This window comes from Streptococcus downii (genome assembly GCF_004353325.1).
Classification (GTDB): domain Bacteria; phylum Bacillota; class Bacilli; order Lactobacillales; family Streptococcaceae; genus Streptococcus; species Streptococcus downii.
The window spans coordinates 21,008-42,018 of sequence record NZ_MZNX01000008.1 but is presented as its reverse complement, the minus strand read 5'-3'; the positions used below and the strand labels follow the sequence as shown (position 1 = coordinate 42,018).

The 21,011-nt window shown below is 41.6% G+C and carries 23 protein-coding genes, 1 tRNA gene and 1 other RNA gene; 7 read left to right on the top strand and 18 right to left on the bottom strand.

What is annotated here, in order from left to right:
• Nucleotides 1-82 precede the first annotated feature (82 nt).
• Genes E2R31_RS04520 through E2R31_RS04510 form a run of 3 tightly spaced genes read right to left on the bottom strand, consistent with a single transcriptional unit; the run spans nt 83 to nt 3,680 of the window.
• On the bottom strand, nt 83-2,035 hold the full coding sequence (locus E2R31_RS04520; RefSeq protein WP_132973053.1) for a PTS fructose transporter subunit IIABC: 1,953 nt from the start codon (nt 2,033-2,035) through the stop codon (nt 83-85).
• Nucleotides 2,032-2,943, bottom strand: coding sequence for a 1-phosphofructokinase (pfkB, locus tag E2R31_RS04515; RefSeq protein ID WP_132973051.1), 912 nt, complete (start codon nt 2,941-2,943; stop codon nt 2,032-2,034). The genes E2R31_RS04520 and pfkB overlap by 4 nt, the downstream gene beginning before the upstream one ends.
• Entirely contained in the window at nt 2,940-3,680 is a 741-nt protein-coding gene (locus E2R31_RS04510) for a DeoR/GlpR family DNA-binding transcription regulator (protein ID WP_132973049.1), read from the bottom strand. The genes pfkB and E2R31_RS04510 overlap by 4 nt, the downstream gene beginning before the upstream one ends.
• Before the next feature lie 161 nt (nt 3,681-3,841).
• Between E2R31_RS04510 and E2R31_RS04505 the strand changes: the two genes are divergently transcribed.
• Nucleotides 3,842-3,929, top strand: a tRNA-Ser gene (locus tag E2R31_RS04505).
• A 78-nt stretch (nt 3,930-4,007) separates the two neighbouring features.
• Here the strand turns inward: E2R31_RS04505 and E2R31_RS04500 are convergent.
• From E2R31_RS04500 to E2R31_RS04480, 5 genes are all read right to left on the bottom strand, one after another.
• Nucleotides 4,008-5,342, bottom strand: coding sequence for an Nramp family divalent metal transporter (locus E2R31_RS04500; protein ID WP_115904757.1), 1,335 nt, complete (start codon nt 5,340-5,342; stop codon nt 4,008-4,010).
• Nucleotides 5,343-5,762: 420 nt separating this feature from the next.
• Nucleotides 5,763-6,110: a transfer-messenger RNA gene (gene ssrA / locus E2R31_RS04495) on the bottom strand.
• Nucleotides 6,111-6,170: 60 nt separating this feature from the next.
• The gene (locus E2R31_RS04490; RefSeq protein ID WP_132973047.1) at nt 6,171-6,806 is read right to left on the bottom strand and encodes an SGNH/GDSL hydrolase family protein; all 636 of its coding nucleotides are present in this window, start codon (nt 6,804-6,806) and stop codon (nt 6,171-6,173) included.
• Nucleotide 6,807: 1 nt separating this feature from the next.
• Nucleotides 6,808-7,635, bottom strand: coding sequence for a Cof-type HAD-IIB family hydrolase (locus E2R31_RS04485; protein WP_132973045.1), 828 nt, complete (start codon nt 7,633-7,635; stop codon nt 6,808-6,810).
• A 23-nt stretch (nt 7,636-7,658) separates the two neighbouring features.
• Nucleotides 7,659-8,978 (bottom strand): CapA family protein, encoded by a 1,320-nt coding sequence (locus E2R31_RS04480; protein ID WP_132973043.1) that lies wholly within the window; start codon nt 8,976-8,978, stop codon nt 7,659-7,661.
• Between the two features lie 155 nt (nt 8,979-9,133).
• On the opposite strand from E2R31_RS04480, the gene def reads away from it, so the two are divergent.
• Nucleotides 9,134-9,745: a peptide deformylase gene (gene def, locus E2R31_RS04475; RefSeq protein WP_132973041.1), complete on the top strand. Its 612-nt coding sequence runs from the start codon at nt 9,134-9,136 to the stop codon at nt 9,743-9,745.
• A 44-nt stretch (nt 9,746-9,789) separates the two neighbouring features.
• On the top strand, nt 9,790-10,518 hold the full coding sequence (gene rlmB / locus E2R31_RS04470; protein ID WP_132973039.1) for a 23S rRNA (guanosine(2251)-2'-O)-methyltransferase RlmB: 729 nt from the start codon (nt 9,790-9,792) through the stop codon (nt 10,516-10,518).
• A gap of 36 nt (nt 10,519-10,554) precedes the next feature.
• On the opposite strand, the gene trxB is transcribed toward rlmB, so the two are convergent.
• The 7 genes from trxB to E2R31_RS04435 all read right to left on the bottom strand — a co-directional run bounded on the left by trxB (nt 10,555) and on the right by E2R31_RS04435 (nt 14,906).
• Complete coding sequence (trxB, locus tag E2R31_RS04465) at nt 10,555-11,466, bottom strand: thioredoxin-disulfide reductase (RefSeq protein WP_132973037.1); 912 nt, start codon at nt 11,464-11,466, stop codon at nt 10,555-10,557.
• Nucleotides 11,467-11,531: 65 nt separating this feature from the next.
• The gene (locus E2R31_RS04460) at nt 11,532-11,756 is read right to left on the bottom strand and encodes a DUF4059 family protein (RefSeq protein WP_007521457.1); all 225 of its coding nucleotides are present in this window, start codon (nt 11,754-11,756) and stop codon (nt 11,532-11,534) included.
• Between the two features lie 77 nt (nt 11,757-11,833).
• Nucleotides 11,834-12,577, bottom strand: a complete 744-nt coding sequence (locus E2R31_RS04455) for an amino acid ABC transporter ATP-binding protein (protein ID WP_132973035.1) — start codon at nt 12,575-12,577, stop codon at nt 11,834-11,836.
• Entirely contained in the window at nt 12,577-13,377 is an 801-nt protein-coding gene (locus tag E2R31_RS04450; protein WP_132973033.1) for an amino acid ABC transporter permease, read from the bottom strand. Before E2R31_RS04450 ends, E2R31_RS04455 begins: the two co-directional genes overlap by 1 nt.
• 156 nt (nt 13,378-13,533) lie before the next feature.
• On the bottom strand, nt 13,534-13,890 hold the full coding sequence (locus tag E2R31_RS04445) for an arsenate reductase family protein (protein WP_132973031.1): 357 nt from the start codon (nt 13,888-13,890) through the stop codon (nt 13,534-13,536).
• 12 nt (nt 13,891-13,902) lie between these two features.
• A complete protein-coding gene (locus tag E2R31_RS04440) occupies nt 13,903-14,415 on the bottom strand; it encodes a methylated-DNA--[protein]-cysteine S-methyltransferase (RefSeq protein ID WP_132973029.1) in 513 nt (170 codons plus the stop codon).
• Entirely contained in the window at nt 14,412-14,906 is a 495-nt protein-coding gene (locus E2R31_RS04435; protein ID WP_132973027.1) for a GNAT family N-acetyltransferase, read from the bottom strand. The genes E2R31_RS04440 and E2R31_RS04435 overlap by 4 nt, the downstream gene beginning before the upstream one ends.
• 134 nt (nt 14,907-15,040) lie before the next feature.
• On the opposite strand from E2R31_RS04435, the gene E2R31_RS04430 reads away from it, so the two are divergent.
• Nucleotides 15,041-15,487 (top strand): DUF1836 domain-containing protein, encoded by a 447-nt coding sequence (locus E2R31_RS04430; RefSeq protein WP_132973025.1) that lies wholly within the window; start codon nt 15,041-15,043, stop codon nt 15,485-15,487.
• On the top strand, nt 15,484-16,131 hold the full coding sequence (gene trhA, locus E2R31_RS04425) for a PAQR family membrane homeostasis protein TrhA (protein WP_001097971.1): 648 nt from the start codon (nt 15,484-15,486) through the stop codon (nt 16,129-16,131). Before E2R31_RS04430 ends, trhA begins: the two co-directional genes overlap by 4 nt.
• Nucleotides 16,132-16,150: 19 nt before the next feature.
• Here trhA and pdxT read toward each other — a convergent pair whose 3' ends face one another.
• The 3 genes from pdxT to nox form a co-directional block, all read right to left on the bottom strand.
• Nucleotides 16,151-16,732 carry a pyridoxal 5'-phosphate synthase glutaminase subunit PdxT gene (gene pdxT / locus E2R31_RS04420; protein WP_132973023.1) on the bottom strand — a complete coding sequence of 194 codons (582 nt, stop codon included), beginning with the start codon at nt 16,730-16,732 and terminating at the stop codon, nt 16,151-16,153.
• Nucleotides 16,733-17,608 carry a pyridoxal 5'-phosphate synthase lyase subunit PdxS gene (gene pdxS / locus E2R31_RS04415; protein ID WP_000138514.1) on the bottom strand — a complete coding sequence of 292 codons (876 nt, stop codon included), beginning with the start codon at nt 17,606-17,608 and terminating at the stop codon, nt 16,733-16,735.
• Nucleotides 17,609-17,759: 151 nt separating this feature from the next.
• Nucleotides 17,760-19,139 (bottom strand): H2O-forming NADH oxidase, encoded by a 1,380-nt coding sequence (nox, locus tag E2R31_RS04410; RefSeq protein WP_132973021.1) that lies wholly within the window; start codon nt 19,137-19,139, stop codon nt 17,760-17,762.
• A 307-nt stretch (nt 19,140-19,446) separates the two neighbouring features.
• Here nox and E2R31_RS04405 point away from each other — a divergent pair, with 307 nt between their 5' ends.
• Nucleotides 19,447-20,376, top strand: a complete 930-nt coding sequence (locus E2R31_RS04405) for an FAD:protein FMN transferase (RefSeq protein ID WP_132973019.1) — start codon at nt 19,447-19,449, stop codon at nt 20,374-20,376.
• Nucleotides 20,377-20,394: 18 nt separating this feature from the next.
• Nucleotides 20,395-21,000, top strand: a complete 606-nt coding sequence (locus E2R31_RS04400) for an NADPH-dependent FMN reductase (protein WP_000915929.1) — start codon at nt 20,395-20,397, stop codon at nt 20,998-21,000.
• The last annotated feature ends 11 nt before the right edge of the window (nt 21,001-21,011 follow it).

Below are 21,011 nucleotides of genomic sequence, written 5' to 3'. Positions count from 1 at the left end.
TTATTATACCATATTTCACAGCCATTTCGAATAGAGAAAAAGATTGCACCAAATGGTACAATCTTTCTATTTTGATACTTTTTTATGCTTGTGGTTTGCGTAAGTAACCATAAACCACACCACTTACGATTGCACCAATCAAGACAAAGACTAGATAAAGAAGGGCATTTGAAGTAAGGGCGATGACGAAGATTCCTCCGTGTGGCGCCATGAGTTTGATACCAGCAAGACCAACGAGTCCGCCTGCCACCGCAGAACCAAGGATGAAGCTTGGGATAGCACGAGCTGGGTCAGCTGCACCAAACGGAATTGCTCCCTCAGTGATAAATGACAAGCCCATGATGATGTTTGTCAAACCAGAGTTACGTTCTTCTTTGGTAAATTTATCTTTGAAAAGAAGGGTTGCGACAAAGATAGCAAGTGGTGGAACCATTCCTCCAGCCATAACTGCTGCCATGGCTACAGAACCACCTGAAGAAACAGTTGCTGCAAGCGTACCTGTACCAAAGACATAGGCCGCTTTATTAACTGGACCACCCATATCAACAGCCATCATTCCACCAAGAACGATACCAAGAAGGACAGCTGAACCGCCTCCAAGACCGCCTAGGAAGTCATTCATTGCAGTGTTGATTGCTGCCATCGGGATGTTAACAGCTAGCATGACAAATCCTGTTAAGATTGTTCCAAGAAGTGGCAAGAGAAGGATTGATTTAGCACCTTCAAGTGAACGAGGAACTTTAACGTATTTCTTGATAGCAAGAACTAAAGCACCTGCGATAAATCCACCAACAAGGGCACCTAGGAAACCGGATGAGACACCTGCAAGAGTTGAAGTTGCTTCACCACCTGCTGCATAAGGGATTTTACCAAAGGCAAAACCTTCTTTGGCAATTGCACCAGCCACAAAACCAGCGACCAAACCAGGTTTTTCAGCAATAGAGTAGGCTACATAACCAGCAAAGACTGGAAGCATCAAGCCAAAGGCTGCACCACCGATTTTCATGAACATAGAAGCTAGCTCATGGTAAGATCCGAGATTGCCAAGACTATCTTGGGGCACACCCAAAGCACCGTCAATCAAGAAGGCGAGGGCAATCATGATACCACCACCGATAACGAATGGCAACATTTGAGATACACCACTCATCAAGTGTTTGTAGAAGGCACCACCAAGGCTTTGTTTTTCATTAGATGCTGTTGCAGTTTTTGCTCCATTAGCAGCACGATAAACTTCAGCATCCCCAGAAAGAGCCAAGTTGATCAATTCTTCTGTCTTACGGATACCGTCTGCAACTGGACGGTTAACCAAAGGTTTACCATCAAAACGATCCATTTCCACTGCCTTATCCGCTGCGATGATAACAGCTTTAGCCTTGCGGATGTCCTCTGCTGTCAGTTGATTTCCAACACCGCTGGCACCATTAGTCTCAACCTTGATCCCAACACCCATTTCAGCAGCCACTTTTTGAAGGGCCTCTTGAGCCATGTATGTGTGGGCAATACCTGTCGTACAAGCTGTAACAGCTACGATAAAGTCACCAGATTCATTGGCAGGTGCTTGAACAGGTTCCTCAGCTTTTTCTGAAGCTTGGTCAAAAAGTTCGATGACTTGGTCAGCTGATGTTACTTGACGAAGTTTGTCTGCAAAACCGTCTTTCATCAAGTATTGAGATAATTCTGCCAAGGCTGCTAAGTGGGTGTCATTGGCACCTTCTGGAGCAGCAATCATGAAGAAGAGGTCTGTTGGTTGCCCATCCAAACTCTCATAGTCAACACCCTTGTTTGACTTAGCAAAGAGAACCGTTGCTTCTTTGACAGCAGAGTTTTTGCTGTGGGGCATAGCAATTCCGTCACCCAAACCAGTGGAAGTGAGAGCTTCACGCGCTAAGATTCCTTCTTTAAAGGTTTCAAAATCCGTCACATAACCGTGATCTACCAAGCTATGAATCATTTCTTCGATAGCTGCTGTTTTTTCAGTCGCCTGCAAATCCAGCAACATGACATCTTTTCTCAATAGGTCTTGAATTTTCATCGTTTTTCTACCTCAACTTTTTCATATGTTTCTTTAATAAATTCCGCTGTTGCCAAGTCATCCGAGAAGGTCGTTGCTGTTCCACAAGCTACTCCCCATTTGAAGGCTTCTACTGCATCTTTAGATTTGACAAATTCACCTGTAAACCCAGCAACCATAGAGTCACCAGCTCCCACTGAATTCTTGACTGTTCCCTTGATAGGTTTTGCGAAGTAAGCTCCTTCAGATGTGACAAGGAGGGCACCGTCCCCAGCCATAGAGATGATAACGTTTTGAGCTCCTTTGGCCAGTAACTGACGAGCATAGTTCTCGATTTCATCTAAACTTTCAAGTTTCACTCCAAAGATAGCTCCAAGCTCGTGATTGTTTGGTTTAACCAAAAGTGGCTGGTAGTTTAAACTATCAATCAAGGTCTGTCCTTCAAAGTCACAAACCACTTGCGCACCAGTCTGACGTGTCAAGGCAATCAAATCCTTATAGATAATATTGCCCAGGTTCTTAGCACTCGAACCCGCAAACACAACCGTATCATCTGCTGTCAGACTTGAAAGAATAGCTTTCAAGTCTTCTAGCTGAGCCGGTTCCACATTTGGACCAGTCCCATTGATTTCTGTTTCTTGGTCTGCTTTAATCTTGACATTGATACGAGTATCTTCTGCTACTTGGACAAAACGAGTTTCGATTTCTTCCTCTACCAGAGTATCTGTGATAAATTTACCAGTAAAACCTCCGATAAATCCAGTCGCTGTATTTGGAATATCCAAGCGTTTTAAGACACGGCTAACATTTATTCCTTTCCCACCAGCAAACTTATCATCACTGTCCATACGATTGACACTGCCGACTTGAACTTGGTCCAAGCGAACGATATAGTCTATGGATGGATTGAGTGTGACTGTATAAATCATACTTCTATTACCTCCGTTTTCTCCTTAATAGCCTGCAAGAGCTCATGCCCTTGACTTGTGATAACAATTGCTCGTTTAAGTGGTGCTACCTTGGCAAAGCAAGTTTGACCAATCTTTGACGAATCGACCAAGACATAGGTCTGTTTGGCATTCTCTAAAATAGCACGCTTAACGGCTCCCTCCTCCATATCAGGAGTCGTATAATAACCATCATCTACACCATTCATCCCGATAAAGGCACGGTCAAAGTGCAATTGATTGATTTGATTAAGAGCAACTCCACCGATACAAGCATCTGTTGCCATCTTGACACTTCCTCCAACCATGACAGTTGGAATCTGTTTTTCAACCAACTGAACCGCATGGTGAATGGAGTTGGTCACAACTGTAATATTCTTATTAACCAATTCCTTGATTAAAAAAGCAGTTGTCGTTCCAGCATCAACAAAGATAACATCTTGTTCCTTAATAAGAGAGGCTGCTTTCTGAGCCAGTAACTTCTTCTCTTGAAGGTTTTTGACAGATTTTTCTTGGATGGTTTCTTCTTCCTGCAAGGAGTGTGGCAATTCTGCTCCACCATGCACACGGCGAAGCTTGTTTTCCGCCTCCAACTCATCCAAATCTCTTCGAACCGTTGATTCTGACGTTTCTAGCAAACTAACTAATTTTTCTAGAGAAACTACATGATGTTGATTCAACTCCTCTAAAATCAGTTGCTTCCGCTCAGTTTTTAACACCAAATCACCTCCTGTTATCGTTTACACTATTCATTCTAACACATTTTCTAGCAAAGTCAAGCATTTTTTATCATTTTCTTTCAAATTCTATCATTTTTCTCAATTTCAACATTTTTATTGCAAGATAAGTGGCTTTATGGTAGACTATTTGAGTAAGTATTGGAAGATTACTCAAGAGGCTTAAGAGGCCGTGTTGGAAACGCGGTAGGCGTGTAACAGCGTGCGTGGGTTCGAATCCCATGTCTTCCGTTTATTTTAAAAAAGATACCCAAGAAATCTTGGGTATCTTTTTTCTTATATGCTTGTTTTATAACTCGGGTGAATTTCTTAGAAAATATCAAATAACAATTTCACATTGAGAATTGTTAAGATAATGGAAACGATATAGCCAAGGATGGTATTCCATTTGGCATTGGTAAATTCTCCCATCAGTGATTTCTTAGAAGTTAGATAAATCAGTGGGAAGATTGAAAATGGAAGAGCAATCGAAAGAAAGACTTGTGAATAAACCAATAACTGATCCAATGTTTTTTCCTGATGACCAAACAGAACCGCTACAATCATGACAGGCAACAAGGCAAAGAGACGAGTTGCCAAACGAATGAACCATTGAGGTAATCTCATATGCAAGAAACCTTCCATAACGATTTGTCCAGTCAAGGTACCCGTAATCGTCGAATTTTGACCACTGGCTAATAAAGCCAAGGCAAACAAGGTTGATAAGGTCGAGCTAGCTATAGCTCCTGCAATAGTAGAATCCTGCAAGGCATTATACATTTGAGAGAAGGCAGAAATCTCAGATGCATGGCCGAAAAAGAGAGCCGCCCCGAGAATTAATAGAAGGGAGTTAACCACAAAGGCCAAGGATAATTGGAGATTTGAATCCCAGGTCATAAAGCGCACGGCTTTTCGAACATCATTCTTGTCCTTGTGATTGATTTTCCGAGTTTGAGACAAGGAAGAATGCAAATAGAGGTTATGGGGCATAACCGTTGCTCCCACGATCCCTAGTGCCAAGGTTAATTGACTTTCATGCCCTGGCAAGGGACTTTCAAATAAGGTTGCATTCGGTAGATAACCCTCAACGATTCCTTGGAAGCTTGGATGTGACAAAGCTACCAGATAGGTAAAAATTGCTAGAATGGTTAAAATCAGTGTTGTCACAATAGCTTCAATCTTCTTAAAGCCAAATTTCATCAGAAGCAATAAGAGAAAAACATCCAACACGGTCAAGAGAATTGCTATCATAATCGGAATCTTAAAGAGAAGATTGAGAGCAATCGCTGAACCTAGAACTTCTGCCAGATCTGTCGCCATCAAGGCTAATTCTAAAATCACCCATAAGCTATAACGAAGCCATTTGGGTGAATGATGACCCGTTGCTTGAGCCAAGTCCATTTGAGTTACAATTCCAAGCTTTCCTGCCATCTGCTGAAGCTGCATAGCAATGAGTGATGAAATCAAGATGACAAATAAGAGACTGTACTTATAGGATGCACCTCCAACCACACTGGTTATCCAGTTTCCTGGATCCATATAACCAACTGCGACAAGGGCACCTGGACCCAAGAAGGCCTTTAAATTTTGCCAGAAATGATTGTTATTTGGAGTATCGATAGATTGATTAATCTCAGAGAGTGACACTTTTTTATGAGAAGACATAGATACTTACCTCTTTCTAAACCTACTTTTTCATTATTTTCTATTAGAGAAAAATAAGATTGACTTTAAACTATTAAAACAATGAAAACTATATGAAAAACATTTAGTTTTTTCATTATTTTTCTTAAGGCACCTTAATATTTTTCTTAATGCACCTTAATATTTTTCTTAAGGCACCTTAATTATAACACAAAAAATGAAAACTATATGAAAAACATTTAGTTTTTTCATTATTTTTCTTAAGGCACCTTAATTATAACAGAAAATATGATAAAAACTTAAGAAAATTCAGGACTTGATTTAATATTTAGGATACAACAAAATGTTGTATTCTTTTTTTGCAAAAGAATACCAAAGAATAAAATAAAAAACGTTGTAAAAACAACGTTTTAGAAAGATTTACAAAACAATGTAAATTATCAATGGAGCCGGTGGGAGTCGAACCCACGTCCAAACATCTGCTAACATATTTGTCTACAACCATAGGTTATGTATTGTTTTAACAGCTCCTCGACACATAACTCAAGCCTAGGAACTGCGAGCCTATAAATCTCTTACCAAACTGCTAGACAAAGTTTGATCGTATCTCGCTAATAATAAGACCTATCATCAGACACGAGCAATCTGAATCGGGTCACGCCTGCTGGTTTTTAGGCAGCTAGAGCGTAAGAAGTATTATTTTTTGCAGTTATATTTAACTGAGCGTTTACGTCGCCACACGGGTTGCAAAATATGCCTCATAATGCCTGTCGAATCCGTAACGACCCCAAAAGATAATAGAACTATTATACCTTATCTATGGCAAAAATGCAAAATTAAGTCGATTCTTTAGAAAAGATATGTTTTCAAGGCTTCTGATAAGGCTTGATAACCGGCTACACTTAGATGGAGGCCATCCGTTGTATAGGCTGATTGAAGTTGCCCTTCTGAATCTGTCAAACTATCATAAATTGGTAGAAAATCTACTTGCATATAGGCGGAAGCTAGAGCCTCATAGGCTTGATTCCATTCTCTGATCTTTTCATTGGTACGAATATATACTGTCTGCTTGTATTCTTCTCCTTCATTGACTGGCAGAATAGAAAGGAGCCTTATTTGTGACAGCGGATATTCTCGGGCAATCGATTGGATCACACGCTCAAGATTATCCAAGGTTTCATTCATGGAAACATCTTTTCCGATATCGTTTGTCCCAATCAAGAGAACAATTTGATCGACAGCATCACCATAAAGATGGGCATCAAGATTGTCTAGTAGAAGCCCCGTCTGGTAACCTCGGATGCCTCGATTAACAATCGTCTTGGTAGTCCCAAGTAACTCTTGCAAAGGGTAGTATTCTACAATCGAATCGCCGATAAAAATCATATCTGGTTCTAAAAGAGAAATCTGATTAAGTTCGCGATACTTGGTTTGAATCTTTGCCTGCTCTTTTAAAAGCCAATTTTCTAATAACTGTACTGCCACCTTATCCCTCTTTCTCTAACCACTTTTCTAGAATCTGATACACACCCGCCTGGCTGTTGGCTGGTGCCAGGGCAGTCGCAACTGCCTTGACATTATCATCTGCATTTTCCATAGCATAGGCAATTCCAGCCAGCTCTAACATTTCGATATCGTTTTCGCTATCACCAAAAGCCATGATTTGTTCTGATGTCAAATCCCAGCGCTTGAGTAATTCTTCCAATCCCCAAGCCTTGTGAACCCCAGCCTGCAGGATATCGATACAGCCATAACCGCTAGAAACAGCCCTTACACGACCATCAAAGAGGTCATTGATTTCCTGCAAAACTGAACTAGAACGTTCTTCACCAACAACCATGCTCATCTTTAACACTCCACCGAAGAGGTCTGAGTTTAGCTCATCCACAAAATTTGTCCTTTGGTAAAGTTTTTCAATCATCTCTGGAGTCATAAATTTTTCCAGGTCTGTAAAAACCGTTCCTTCCTTGACAAAACTCCCATTCATACTGGTAACGACGAACTGATCTCGACACTCCCTCCCTTTAAAATGAAGGAGAGCCTTGTCAACCATAGCATCATCCCAAGTCTGGGCCTGAAGTAGCGTATCATACTCAAATATACGAGCGCCGTTAGCAACAACCAAGATCACTCGACTCGCCAAGTGTTCTAATAATTGCCTCATTCGATGGACCTCATTTCCTGTCGCAATGACAAAACGGATACCTCGTTCATCTAATTGGTCTAAAATCTTTTCTAAACGTGGCAAGTCCAGTTGCCCTCTTGGATCCAGCAAAGTTCCATCCATATCCGTTGCAATCAATTTAATCGTCATCTCGTCTCCTTTAGGGCGAGTACCTACCACTTCAACCCTACATGTTCATTCATTTCTTTATAGGCCGTGTCAATTCGTTCCTTAGTCGCCTCGTCCAACTTGTCACGGTGACTGCCCCCCTCGATGAAGTCCTCTAGGATATAGGTCTGATAGAGGAAGAGCGGATAGCCTTCTGGAGAGTAAGTTCCTTTGGGTGTTCGATTGACCCAAGTCGGATGCGCTTTGGCAGTTTCAATCCTTGTCTTTCCATCTTTTTTCTTAATGGTCACATCCATGAGAACACCGCGCTCCGTCCACTTGGCATTTTCCTCGTCTTGCATGGTTTCAATGCGTTGATTTGAGAGGAAATTCCCCATGGAGTAGATGATCAGTTTTTTATCACCATCTTTTTCAACTGTTTCAGCAGGTTCAACGACGTGAGGATGCCCTCCAAAGATAATATCGGCTCCCCAGTCAATCATCTTGTGGTACAGTGTTTTCTGTTCTTCCGTTGGTTCTAGTTGGTACTCAATTCCCATCTGAGGCATAATAACAGTAATATCCGCTTCCTTCTCAGCTCGTTCAATTTCTGCCTTCATCTTATCTTCATTCAGATCAGAAAGATAGCGATTATAATCCTCTTGAGAGATATACTGCTCAATGCCATTAAAACCGTAAGAATAGGCTAGGAGAGCTACCTTGATACCATTGACTTCCTTGATAACTAGCGGAGCTTGGTCACGGGATTCATGTGTGTAGACTCCTATGGGTGTCATTCCTGCCTTTTCAATAGCTTCTGCTGTCGAAACCACTCCCTCAATTTGAGAATCCAAAATATGATTATGAGCCAAGTCTAGAACTTGGTAGCCTGCATCCTTGATCGCATCCATGACTTCCCCTGGTGCATTAAAGAGAGGATAGCCTGCCAAGTAGTGGTCTTTGTTCACCGTTCCTTCAAAGTCACCAAGCACTAAATCTGCTTGCTTGAGCCATGGTTTTACATATTCAAAATTTTCGTGGAAATCGTAGCTACCATCTTCTTTCAGAGCTGTTCGGTAGATGGGAATATGGTAGAGAAGGTCACCATTTGCCATGATACGGGCTGTCTTTTCACCAGACTGATCTTCCTTGGATTGACCAGATGTACTAGCAGAATCAAGAGTTTGACTACTAGGACTCGTTCCCTTACTACCTTGTACTGCTCGAACTAATAAGTTCCCCCCCATGGATAAGGCAACTGCAAGCAACAACACCGTAATAAACTGGGCATTTGTCCAAGATTTATAATTCCTAAAGAAACCAATACTACTCTTCAACAATCCAAAAATAGGACCATGAGACCGTCTATCTTGTCGCTTTTCCATCTTTATTCCCCCCTTGCTTTTACTGCAAGTCTTTTCTTTTATTATACCACAGACAAAAGAGGAATACCGTTTATTATATTATTTTTTAGGAACTTCTGCGACTTTCTTTCTCGCCTATTTTGTGTTATCATGTAGAGGTAATGAAAGGAGAGAAAATGTCTGCTATAGAACGTATTACAAAAGCTGCTCACTTAATTGATATGAACGATATTATCCGCGAGGGGAATCCGACGCTTCGCGCAGTTGCTGAGGAGGTCACTTTCCCACTGTCTGACCAGGAAATCATCCTTGGCGAAAAGATGATGCAATTTCTCAAACATTCTCAGGATCCTGTTATGGCTGAGAAAATGGGGCTCCGCGGTGGTGTTGGATTGGCTGCTCCCCAGCTCGATATCTCAAAACGCATTATCGCTGTTTTGGTCCCAAATATTGTTGAAGAAGGTGAAACTCCACAGGAAGCCTACGACTTGCAAGCTATTATGTACAATCCGAAAATCATATCCCACTCTGTTCAGGACGCTGCTCTTGGCGAAGGAGAAGGTTGCCTATCTGTCGACCGTAACGTGCCAGGCTATGTAGTTCGTCATGCCCGTGTCACTGTTGATTACTTTGACAAGGACGGCGAAAAACACCGTATCAAGCTCAAAGGTTACAACTCTATCGTTGTCCAACATGAAATTGATCACCTAAACGGAATCATGTTTTACGATCGTATCAATGAAAAAGACCCATTTGCTGTTAAAGATGGACTCCTCATCCTCGAATAAAGAAAATCCCGTTGCAAGACGGGGTTTTGTGTTATAATAGAGGCATGAAAACAAATGATATTGTCTATGGCGTCCACGCCGTTACAGAAGCCCTCCTTGCAAACACAGGGAATAAACTCTACCTCCAAGATGATCTCCGAGGTAAGAATGTTGAGAAAGTCAAGGAACTGGCTGCTGAGAAAAAGGTCTCCATCTCTTGGACTTCAAAAAAATCCCTCTCTGAAATGACCGAAGGCGCTGTCCACCAAGGTTTTGTTCTACGAGTGTCCGAATTTGCCTATAGCGAGCTAGATCATATTCTTGCCAAAACACGCCAAGAAGAAAATCCTTTGCTATTGATTCTGGACGGGTTAACTGATCCCCATAATCTAGGTTCTATCTTGCGAACAGCCGATGCGACCAATGTTTCAGGTGTCATCATTCCCAAGCACCGTGCTGTCGGAGTGACTCCTGTCGTTGCCAAAACGGCCACAGGTGCTATTGAGCATGTACCGATTGCCCGAGTGACCAACCTCAGTCAAACCCTAGACAAACTCAAGGATGAAGGCTTCTGGACCTTTGGAACGGATATGAACGGTACCCCTTACCACAAGTGGAATACAAAAGGGAAAATCGCCCTCATCATCGGAAATGAAGGAAAAGGAATCTCTAGCAACATTAAAAAACAGGTTGATGAGATGATTACCATTCCCATGAATGGACATGTTCAAAGCCTCAATGCCAGTGTTGCTGCAGCCATTCTCATGTACGAAGTTTTTCGAAACCGACTATAAAAAAGTTTCCAATCAAGTGATTGGAAACTTTTTTGCTTAACTATGTTCTGTAATAAATTTGTATGCTTCTTGACCAGCGATAGCCCCATCTCCAACTGCTGTTGTTACTTGGCGAAGATCTTTTTGGCGAACATCCCCAACCGCAAAGATACCGTCAACGGCAGTTTTCATGTGATTATCTGTCACAATCCAGCCTGCCTGGTCTTGGATATTCAATTCTTTAACAAAATCGCTAACAGGATCCAAACCAACATAGATAAAGACACCACCGAAGGCTTGTTCTGTTACTTGACCTGTTTTCACATTTTCAAATACGACAGATTCTACTCGGTTTTCACCTTTGATTTCCTTGACAACAGAATCCCAGATAAAGTTGACTTTCTCATTTGCAAAAGCACGGTCTTGCAAAACCTTTTGGGCACGAAGTTCATCTCGACGGTGAACAATGGTAACAGTCTTGGCAAAGCGAGTTAAGAACAGAGCTTCTTCTACCGCTGAATCTCCACCACCGACTACGAGCAAGTCTTGGTCACGGAAGAAAGCTCCGTCACAGACTGCACAGTAAGAAACTCCTCGACTGTTCAGTTCCACTTCTCCGGGAACTCCCAAAAGACGGTGTTTAGAACCAGTTGCTACAATGACAGTACGGGTTTCGTAAACTTGATCATCAGTGATTACCTTCTTATAGTCACCCTGGTCTTCAATATTTTCAACATAGCCATAAAGATGCTCCACTCCAAGGTTTTCAAGTGGTTCAAACATCTTTTCAGCCAATTCAGGTCCACTTATGTTGGCATAACCTGGATAGTTTTCAATGTCAGATGTGTTATTCATTTGCCCGCCTGGCAGGCCACCTTCTATCAAAGCCACTTTCAGATTGCTTCGAGCGGCATACAAGGCAGCGGTCATTCCCGCAGGTCCAGCACCGACAATAATCGTATCGTACATTTCGATTCCTTCTTTCTTGTTGTAACTATCTTTATTCTAACTGTTTAAAGTTTATTTAGCAAGCATTATGCTCTGAAAACTAAAATGAGACTCATGACGGCAAAGGATAACACCGGAACGACCAAAACTCCAATCATAATCATATCATAAAGATGGGCTTGGCGAGCCTTGGCTGTCTTGTCCACACCAGACATAGCTCGCAATCCAATCCAAATCCCTAAAAAAATCACGACGAGAATGGTCGTTAAGATCAAACTCTCGAAATATAAAGAAAACAGTTGCAGCAGCATGATCTCTCTCGTTTCTATCTTTTTTAAAGAGTAAACTCAGCTAGTCCAACTAACTGAGTTTTCCTTTTACTATTATATCAAATATAAGTCCGTTTGTAACTAGCGAAGAATTCTTTTGTTCGTTCTTCTTTCGGATGATTGATGATTTCATCCGGTGTGCCAGACTCGATGATTTTCCCTTTATCTAGGAATAAAACCTTGTCTGCCACTTGGGCTACAAAAGACATATCGTGACTGACCAAAATCATGGTCTGACCTGACTTGGCAGCATCTGCAATAGACTTCTCTACTTCACCGACCAACTCTGGGTCAAGGGCTGAAGTGGGCTCGTCCAAGAGCAAGACATCTGGTTTCATAGCAAGCGCACGCGCGAGGGCAACCCGTTGCTTTTGTCCACCTGATAAGTGGCGAGGATAATGGTTTTCACGGTCAGAAAGACCAACCTTAGCCAACTCTTTCTTGGCGATTTTTGTTGCTTCCTCGTCCGATAATTTCTTAACGACAACCAAACCTTCCTTGACATTGTCAAGGGCTGTTCGGCGTTCAAACAAATTAAACTGTTGGAAAACCATAGACAACTTGCGACGAAGGGCTAGGATTTCTTCTTGGCTAATCTGAGAAAAATCAACTTTAAAATTGTCAATCTGAATCGTTCCACTATCTGGAGTTTCAAGGTAGTTCAAACTACGAAGAAAGGTTGATTTCCCAGCTCCAGATGAACCAATCAAAGCCACTACCTCACCTTTTTGGATATCCAAGTTCAGATGATTCAAGACTGTCTGTCCTGAAAAGGATTTGCTTAAATTCGAAATCTTAATCATTAACGAAGGTCTCCTTTCACATCTGTTTGTACTGTATCCGGCGCTGAAATAGCCATTTTTCTCTCGATGAAACGGCCGAGGCTTTCAATTCCGATATTGACTACCCAATAAACAAGGGCTACGGAGATGAAACGTTCAAAATAGCGATAATCAGCTCCACCTAAAATCTGAGCTTGGGCAAAGACCTCCACAACACCTGCGCTAAAGGCTAGGGAAGTTCCCTTGGTCAAACCGATAAGGGAGTTAATCAAAGTCGGTGTCGCAACTACCGCCGCATTTGGAATAATCACGCGACGATAAACTTGCGCTCGCGTCATACCCAAACTGCGTGCCGCCTCAATTTCACCTGGATTAACAGAAAGTATGGCCGCACGAATCGTTTCACTTGCATAAGCCGCCTCATTAAAAGCAAAGGCCACAATCGCAAAAAGCGCTGCTGGAATCGCATTGATATTGAGACCAGTTCCCCATTGTTGGTTGATAGCTTTCAGTAACAAAGGAATTCCATAGTAGGTCAACATAAGTTGAACTAGGATTGGGGTACCTTTTAAGAAGCTAACGAAAAAGGCCTGCAAGGGATATAGAATTTTAACACGATTGATCTTAACAATGGCAAAAATTAGGGCAAGTAGCAAACCAAAGAGTGCACCTCCAAGTGTCAACATCAAGGTTGTAGGCAGTTGTTGGACAATCCTTGGAATTCCATCAAAGACCGAACGCAAACTAAAGAGCTTACCATCCGGAATGAGTTGCATCAAACTTTGGTACCAATCTGATGCTAAAAATGTTGTAACAGTCATAAAAACATCCTCTCCTGATAATGATTCATTCTATCATACTTCTGCTCGCAAGCAAATTATTTGCTACGGGCTACTCAGACTTTGTCTATCTTCTAGTTTATCACACTTTAAAACAGGGAGGCTATATATTTTACCTATCAAGGAGATAAATAAAAACTATCTCAAACCTAAGTTCTCATAGGGTTTTCTATAGCCGATTTGTTTAACAGCACCATTCTCCACCAGAATTGGACGTTTCAATAACATACCATCACTCGCTAGAAGCTTGGCTGCTTCTTTTTTTGACAAACTTCCCACCTTATCTTTCAAGCCCAGTTCACGATATTTGATCCCGCTAGTATTGAAAAATTGTTTCACTTCAAAACCGGAAGTTTCTAACCAGTTCAAAATCACGTCTTCACTTGGTGTTTCTTCTACGATGTGGACATCTTGGTATTCCAGTCCAAGTTTATCCAATTCATTTTTTGCTTTCTTACAAGTTGAACATTTTGGGTATTCGATAAATTCTAACATCTTCTTTTCTTTCTATTTTTTATTTTCTTGAAATACTACACCTTCATGTTGCAAGAGCCAGGCTTTCTTTTCGACTCCCGATGCATAGCCTGTCAGACGATTGTCTGACCCCAGCACACGATGACAGGGTACGAGGATGGACCAAGGATTGCGCCCCACTGCTCCGCCAATCGCTTGGGCAGAACCCACTTGCAGGTCTTGAGCTATTTGTCCGTAAGTTACTGTTTGACCATAAGGAATGCTCTGTAAGTATGTCCATACTCGCTTTTCAAAATCTGTTCCAATAAGAGCCAAAGGCAAGGAAGACAAATCTTGAGCACATCCATCAAAGTAAGTATCTAAATAGGAAATAACTTGATCAAGGACAGGATGTTCTGTAACTACTTCCATGTCAGCATCTATCCCTCTCTCAAAATGAGTTTGGTCCTGCACCCAAATTCCATACAGATATTGCTCGTCAGCAACTAAGGATAAGGTTCCAATTGGCGACGGGTAGAGCATTTTTGCGTACTTTTTCTGCTTCATTTTTTTAATTTCTGATAGGCCAAACGTTCCCCATCAACTGGAACCTTACCAACCTGTTGGAAGCCCAGCTTTTCAAAGATATGCTGCATGGCCTTGTTTTCTGCATGTGTATCTGAACGAAAATCTAGATAATCAAAACCTTCAATCAAGCCTTCTAGGAAAGTCTGAGCAACACCTTGCCCTTGGACATCTGCTGCCACAGCGATACGGTGAAAGACCAGATATTCTGACTCTCCCCCCTGCCAACTTCCTTCATAAATGGCTTCATAGGTTTCCTCTGGGCTCTTGGTCACAGCAGCATAGGCTAGTAGTTCTCCTTCTTCCAAGGCCACATAGGCTTGGCCTGAGATGATATCATCAATAATGATATCTGCATTTGGATAGCCATTTTGCCACTGGTCACTACCAGACTCAGCTAAGCACTTTTTGGCATCCTCCATCACCTGCATAATCGCATCTACTTCGTTTGGAAAAGCTAAACGAATCTCCATCTTTTCCCCTCATTTCTAACTATTTTCTCTCATCATAGCATAATTTAAAGCTTTCTACAAGCAGTTGAAACTTGACTTTTGTTTTTTATTATTTTATAATCTAGTTATTAAAACTAGATAAAAAGGAGTTGGAAATGAATTCTAACTTTTCCTACCCAAAATGGGAAGACATTCCAAACATTGACCTCTATTTGGATCAGGTTTTGCTTTATGTCAATCAAGTCTGCGCCCCTGTCTCTCCAGATAAAGAAAAGGGACTAACAGCATCCATGGTCAATAACTATGTCAAACATGGTTACTTGACAAAGCCAGACAAGAAAAAATACCAACGCAAACAGATTGCTCGTTTGATTGCCATCACCACTCTCAAGTCTGTCTTTTCGATCCAAGAAATCGCTCAGACCCTCAATACTCTGCAAACTCAAGCGAGCTCAGACCAGCTCTACGATGCTTTTGTGGACTACATGAACCATGGGATTGATCCAGAAAATCCTATTATCCAAACCAGCTGTCAAACGGTTAAACTCTATCATCAAACTCTAGACTTAATCCTTATCAAAGAAGAGGAGGAAATCCAATGAATACCAGTCTAAAACTCAGTAAAAAACTCAGTTTTGGAGAGGAAATTGCTAATAGTGTGACCCATGCTGTGGGTGCCGTTATCATGCTCATCTTACTCCCCATTTCATCCACCTATAGTTATGAAGCACATGGATTTTTATCGTCTTTTGGCGTTTCTATCTTTGTTATCAGTCTATTTCTCATGTTCCTCTCGTCAACCATTTACCACTCTATGGCCTATGGTTCGACCCACAAATACGTCTTGCGAATCATCGACCATTCTATGATTTACGTGGCTATCGCAGGCTCTTATACGCCGGTCGTATTGACTTTGATGAATAACTGGTTTGGCTATCTGATTATTGCCATTCAGTGGGGAACGACCATCTTTGGCATCCTCTATAAAATCTTTGCTAAAAAGGTCAATGAGAAATTCAGCCTTGCCCTTTACCTGATTATGGGCTGGTTGGTTCTGGCTATCATTCCTGCCATTATCAGTCAAACAACGCCAATCTTTTGGAGTCTCATGGTAACGGGCGGACTCTGTTATACAGTTGGAGCTGGATTTTATGCCAAGAAAAAACCTTATTTCCACATGATCTGGCATCTCTTTATCTTAGCTGCGTCTGCTCTCCAATATATCGCTATTGTTTATTTCATGTAAAAAAGTTGAGAATCTTTTCTCAACTTTTTTCTTTACACATATTAATAAAATACTGGTGCAAGCGAACATCATCTGTCAATTCTGGATGAAAAGAGGTTACCAGCATATTTTTTTCTTGAGCTGCAACGATTTGATCATCAACTGTTGCTAGGATTTCCACATCCTCTCCAAGACTACTGATAATCGGACCGCGAATAAAGGTCATGGGAATCTTGCCAACTCTCTTACATTCGGCCTCAGTATAGAAACTTCCCAGTTGGCGGCCATAGGCATTACGCTCAACCACTATATCCATAGTTCCAAGATGACTTTCTTCCTGAGAAGTGATTTCCTTAGCCAGCAAAATCAAGCCCGCGCAAGTACCAAAAACTGGAAGGCCAGATAAAATAGCTTCTCGGATTGGAACAATCATCTGCTGGTCACGCAAGAGTTTGCCCATTGTCGTAGACTCACCTCCAGGTAAAATCAAACCAGATAAGTCACTCTGATGTTGTTGAAAATCATCTAAATTTCTGATTTCGACACTAGTGACTCCTAATTTATCTAACACTTTTGCATGCTCTGCAAAGGCGCCTTGCAAGGCTAATATTCCAATTTTCATCTATTTTCCTCGCTCAGCCATGAGAATTTGGATTTCATTCTCATTGATACCAACCATGGCTTCCCCTAGATCTTCAGAGATTTGAGCCAAAATTTGAGGATTTTGGTAGTTGGTTACAGCTTTGACAATGGCACTTGCTCGTTTAACAGGATCTCCTGACTTGAAAATACCTGATCCAACAAAAACACCTTCTGCCCCCAATTGCATCATCAGCGCAGCATCTGCTGGTGTTGCAACACCTCCAGCTGCAAAGTTAACAACTGGCAATTTTCCATGTTCATGGACATATTGAACCAATTCAATAGGGACTTGCAAGTCCTTGGCAGCCACATAGAGCTCGTCCTCACGTAGGTTTTGAATGCGGCGAATTTCTTGATTCATCATGCGCATATGACGAACGGCTTGAACGATGTCTCCTGTACCTGGTTCTCCTTTTGTACGAATCATGGAAGCTCCTTCAGCGATACGACGCAAGGCTTCCCCCAAGTCCTTAGCCCCACAGACAAAAGGTACTTGAAATTCTTTTTTGTCCACATGGAAACGGTCGTCAGCTGGAGATAAAACTTCACTCTCATCGATATAGTCAATCTCAATGGCCTCCAAAATTTGAGCCTCTACAAAATGCCCGATTCTGACCTTGGCCATCACTGGAATACTGACCGCTTCTTGGATTTCCTTAATCATCTTTGGATCACTCATACGAGAAACTCCGCCAGCCGCACGAATATCAGCTGGAATCCGCTCCAAGGCCATAACAGCTGCCGCACCAGCAGCCTCTGCGATACGAGCCTGTTCAGGGTTCTGAACGTCCATGATAACCCCACCTTTGAGCATCTGTGCCAAGTTTTTATTTAGTTCATAACGATTTTCAGTCATTTCTTAATCCTCATCATTTGTATTGGTAGCTACCATTTCATTTTAAGCCAGAACAGAGTGAAGTACAAGATAGAAAAATAATATTTGTCTGGGTACAGATTGACAAAAAAACTATCTGACCTTCAGTTAAGGCCAGATAGCTCGTCAATTTTTATTTTTCAGCTGTAAGTGCAGCCATTGTGATGTAGTTGTATGGTTTGTTAAAGTGTGGCAAGAAGAATAGGTCTGTCAATGCCAATTTATCAATTGTCACATGCTCTTGGATAGCAAGTGAGAACATGTGAATTCCCATACTGATAGCAGCATCATGTGAAACCATCTGTGCACCAAGAATTTCACGGCTGTCTTTGTCAAAGACAATCTTGATAGCAACTTCGTGGTTGTCATGTTTGATAAATTCAGGTTTTTGAAGATCGTTAAAGCCAGTTTCAGTTGCGTTATAACCAGCAGCTTTTGCTTTCTCAAGAGTCAAACCAGTTGAAACCATGTGAAGACCGTAGATAGAGATACCGTTTGATCCTTGTACACCGATTCCTTCCAATTCATGTCCACAAGCGTTGTAAGCACCAACGATACCAGTGCGTACAGCATTTGAAGCAAGCGCGATGTAGCTAGTGTCTTTACGAGCGTTGTCATAAACAGTTGCACAGTCACCAACAGCGTATACACCTGGAATAGATGTTTCTTGTTTCTTATCTACAAGGAAAGCACCGTTGCGGAAAAGTTCAATCTTATCATCAGCAAGGGCTGTGTTTGGACGGAAACCAACTGCAAGAACAACCATGTCCACATCAAATGTTTCTTTGTCTGTTACCAAGCGTTCAACTTTACCATCACCTTGGATTGCTTTAACTGTTTGACCAAGCGCCAAGCGGATGTTGTGGTCTTCCAAGTTCTTCGCCATCATTTGAGTGAAGTCTTTGTCATAGTAGCCGTTCAATACAGTGTCCACGATATCCACAAGCACCACTTCTTTTCCAAGACGCTCAAAGGCTTCAGCAAGTTCTACACCGATGTAACCACCACCAACAACGGCAATGCGCTCAAGGTGTTTGCTCTTGTCTTCAAGTTTTTCAATAACTTCTTCAGCGTTTTGGTACAATTTAACAAATTGTACATTTTCAAGAGTTGCTTTGAATTCGCGATTTCCCTTAACGATTTCAACACCTTCGATTGGAGGCAAGATTGGAGTTGAACCAGTTGCAAAGATCAGTTTATCGTAAGATTCTTTGTGTTCTTTGCCTTCCACTTCTGCAGTCACAACTTTATTATCATAGTCAATTGAAAGTACTGGTGAATTCATGTAAACTTTAGCGCCTTTAGCTTCCAATTTTTCTTTATCAGAATAGAAGAGACCTTCTGGACCATCGATTTGTTCCCCGATCCAGAGCGCCATTCCACAACCAAGGAATGAAATATTTGAGTTTTGGTCAAATACCACAATTTCATTTTCATGTCCGAAGTTGTCCAACATAGTATTGATACATGCTGTACCAGCGTGGTTAGCACCAACTACAACGATTTTACTCATAGAATAATTCCACCTTTAAAATTTAATTTACCCTCCTAGTATATCATTTACTGTTAGCGTTTACAAGGTATTTGCTTAGAATTCTCTTATTTTCAGAAAAAAATACACTTAACATTGATAAATCTAATTTTTCCATCGTTTTCATACTAATTTTAAGCATATTTCTTGACTTTTGTTAAAAATAATTTGTGAAAACGCTGACTTTATGTTATGCTAGAAACATGGAAAGAAAATGTAAGGGGTTAAATCATCATAGAATTTAACATAACTTAGAAGATTTCCTATGAAGTAGAAAGGAGTTGGTAGCTTGCCTCTTCGTTCACGTTCTGAACGGCTAATGGGAACAACTATCACCATTTCATTAGTAGATGAACGGGCAGACTGCCTGCTTCAAGGAGCCTTTGACTTGCTCAAAGAGCTCGAGTACCGCTTCAACGCCAATAGTCAAGAATCCGAACTGATGGAAATCAACTACCAAGCTGGAATCGCGCCCGTTAAGGTTCATCCTGATCTATTTGAACTGATTGCTCTTGGATTAGAACACAGCCTAGCTCCATCTAGCCACCTCAATATCAGTATTGGTCCCTTGATTCAAACCTGGCGAATCGGCTTTTCAGATGCCCGACTCCCAGAGCTAAATGAAATCGAAGCTGTCTTGCCCCTAGTTGACCCGCATTTTATCAAGTTAGATTCCACTACTTATACTGTCTTTTTAGAGAAGAAAGGAATGAAGCTTGATCTAGGTTGCTTAGCTAAAGGCTATAGTGCAGATAAGGTTGCTCAGTATTTAAAAGCACACGGAGTCACCTCTGCCTTGATCAATCTCGGAGGAAATATCCTCACCATCGGGAATAATCAAGCAAAAGCAGGGAAAGCCTGGCAGATTGGTATTCAAGATCCGCGAAATCCTCGTGGCAATCATCTCCTAACCATTCCTGCTTCTAACAAATCCGTCGTCACTTCAGGTATCTATGAACGCCACCTGACAGTAGATGGAAAAGACTACCACCATATCTTTGATAGTAAGACAGGATTTCCTGTCGAAACCGATCTTGCTAGCCTAACGATTGTCTCTGATAAATCCGTTGATGGTGAGATATGGACAACCCGCCTTTTCGGAGAACGTAGCGCTTCTATCCTCTGGCAAGTCGAAAGTTTAGATGGTATCGAGGCCATCCTCATCGACAAAGAGGGACGCCTTGCTTGTTCTTCAGGCCTTCAAAATTGTATTATGTAAAAAGAGAAAGGAAATCTCATGCTAAAACTTATTGCCATTGTTGGAACGAACTCTAAACGTTCTACAAACCGCCAATTGCTCCAATACATGCAAAAACACTTTGCGGATAAAGCTGAAATTGAACTCGTTGAAATCAAGGACATCCCTGTTTTCAACAAACCAGCAGATAAACTTCTTCCTGCTGAAATTCTTGAAATTGCTGCTAAAATTGAAGCATCTGATGGTGTCATTATCGGTACTCCTGAGTACGATCACTCTATCCCTGCAGTTTTGATGAGCGCTCTTGCTTGGCTATCTTATGGAATCTACCCACTTTTGAACAAACCAATCATGATCACTGGTGCTTCATATGGTACACTTGGTTCATCTCGTGCCCAATTGCAACTTCGTCAAATCTTGAACGCTCCTGAAATTAAGGCAAATGTTCTACCAGATGAATTCTTGCTTTCTCACTCTCTTCAAGCATTTAACCCAAGTGGCGACTTGGTTGACCTTGATGTCATCAAGAAATTGGATGCCATCTTTGATGACTTCCGTATCTTTGTGAAGATTACTGAGAAATTGCGCAATGCACAAGAATTGCTTCGCAAAGATGCTGAAGAATTTGACTGGGAAAATTTGTAAGATAGGAGACC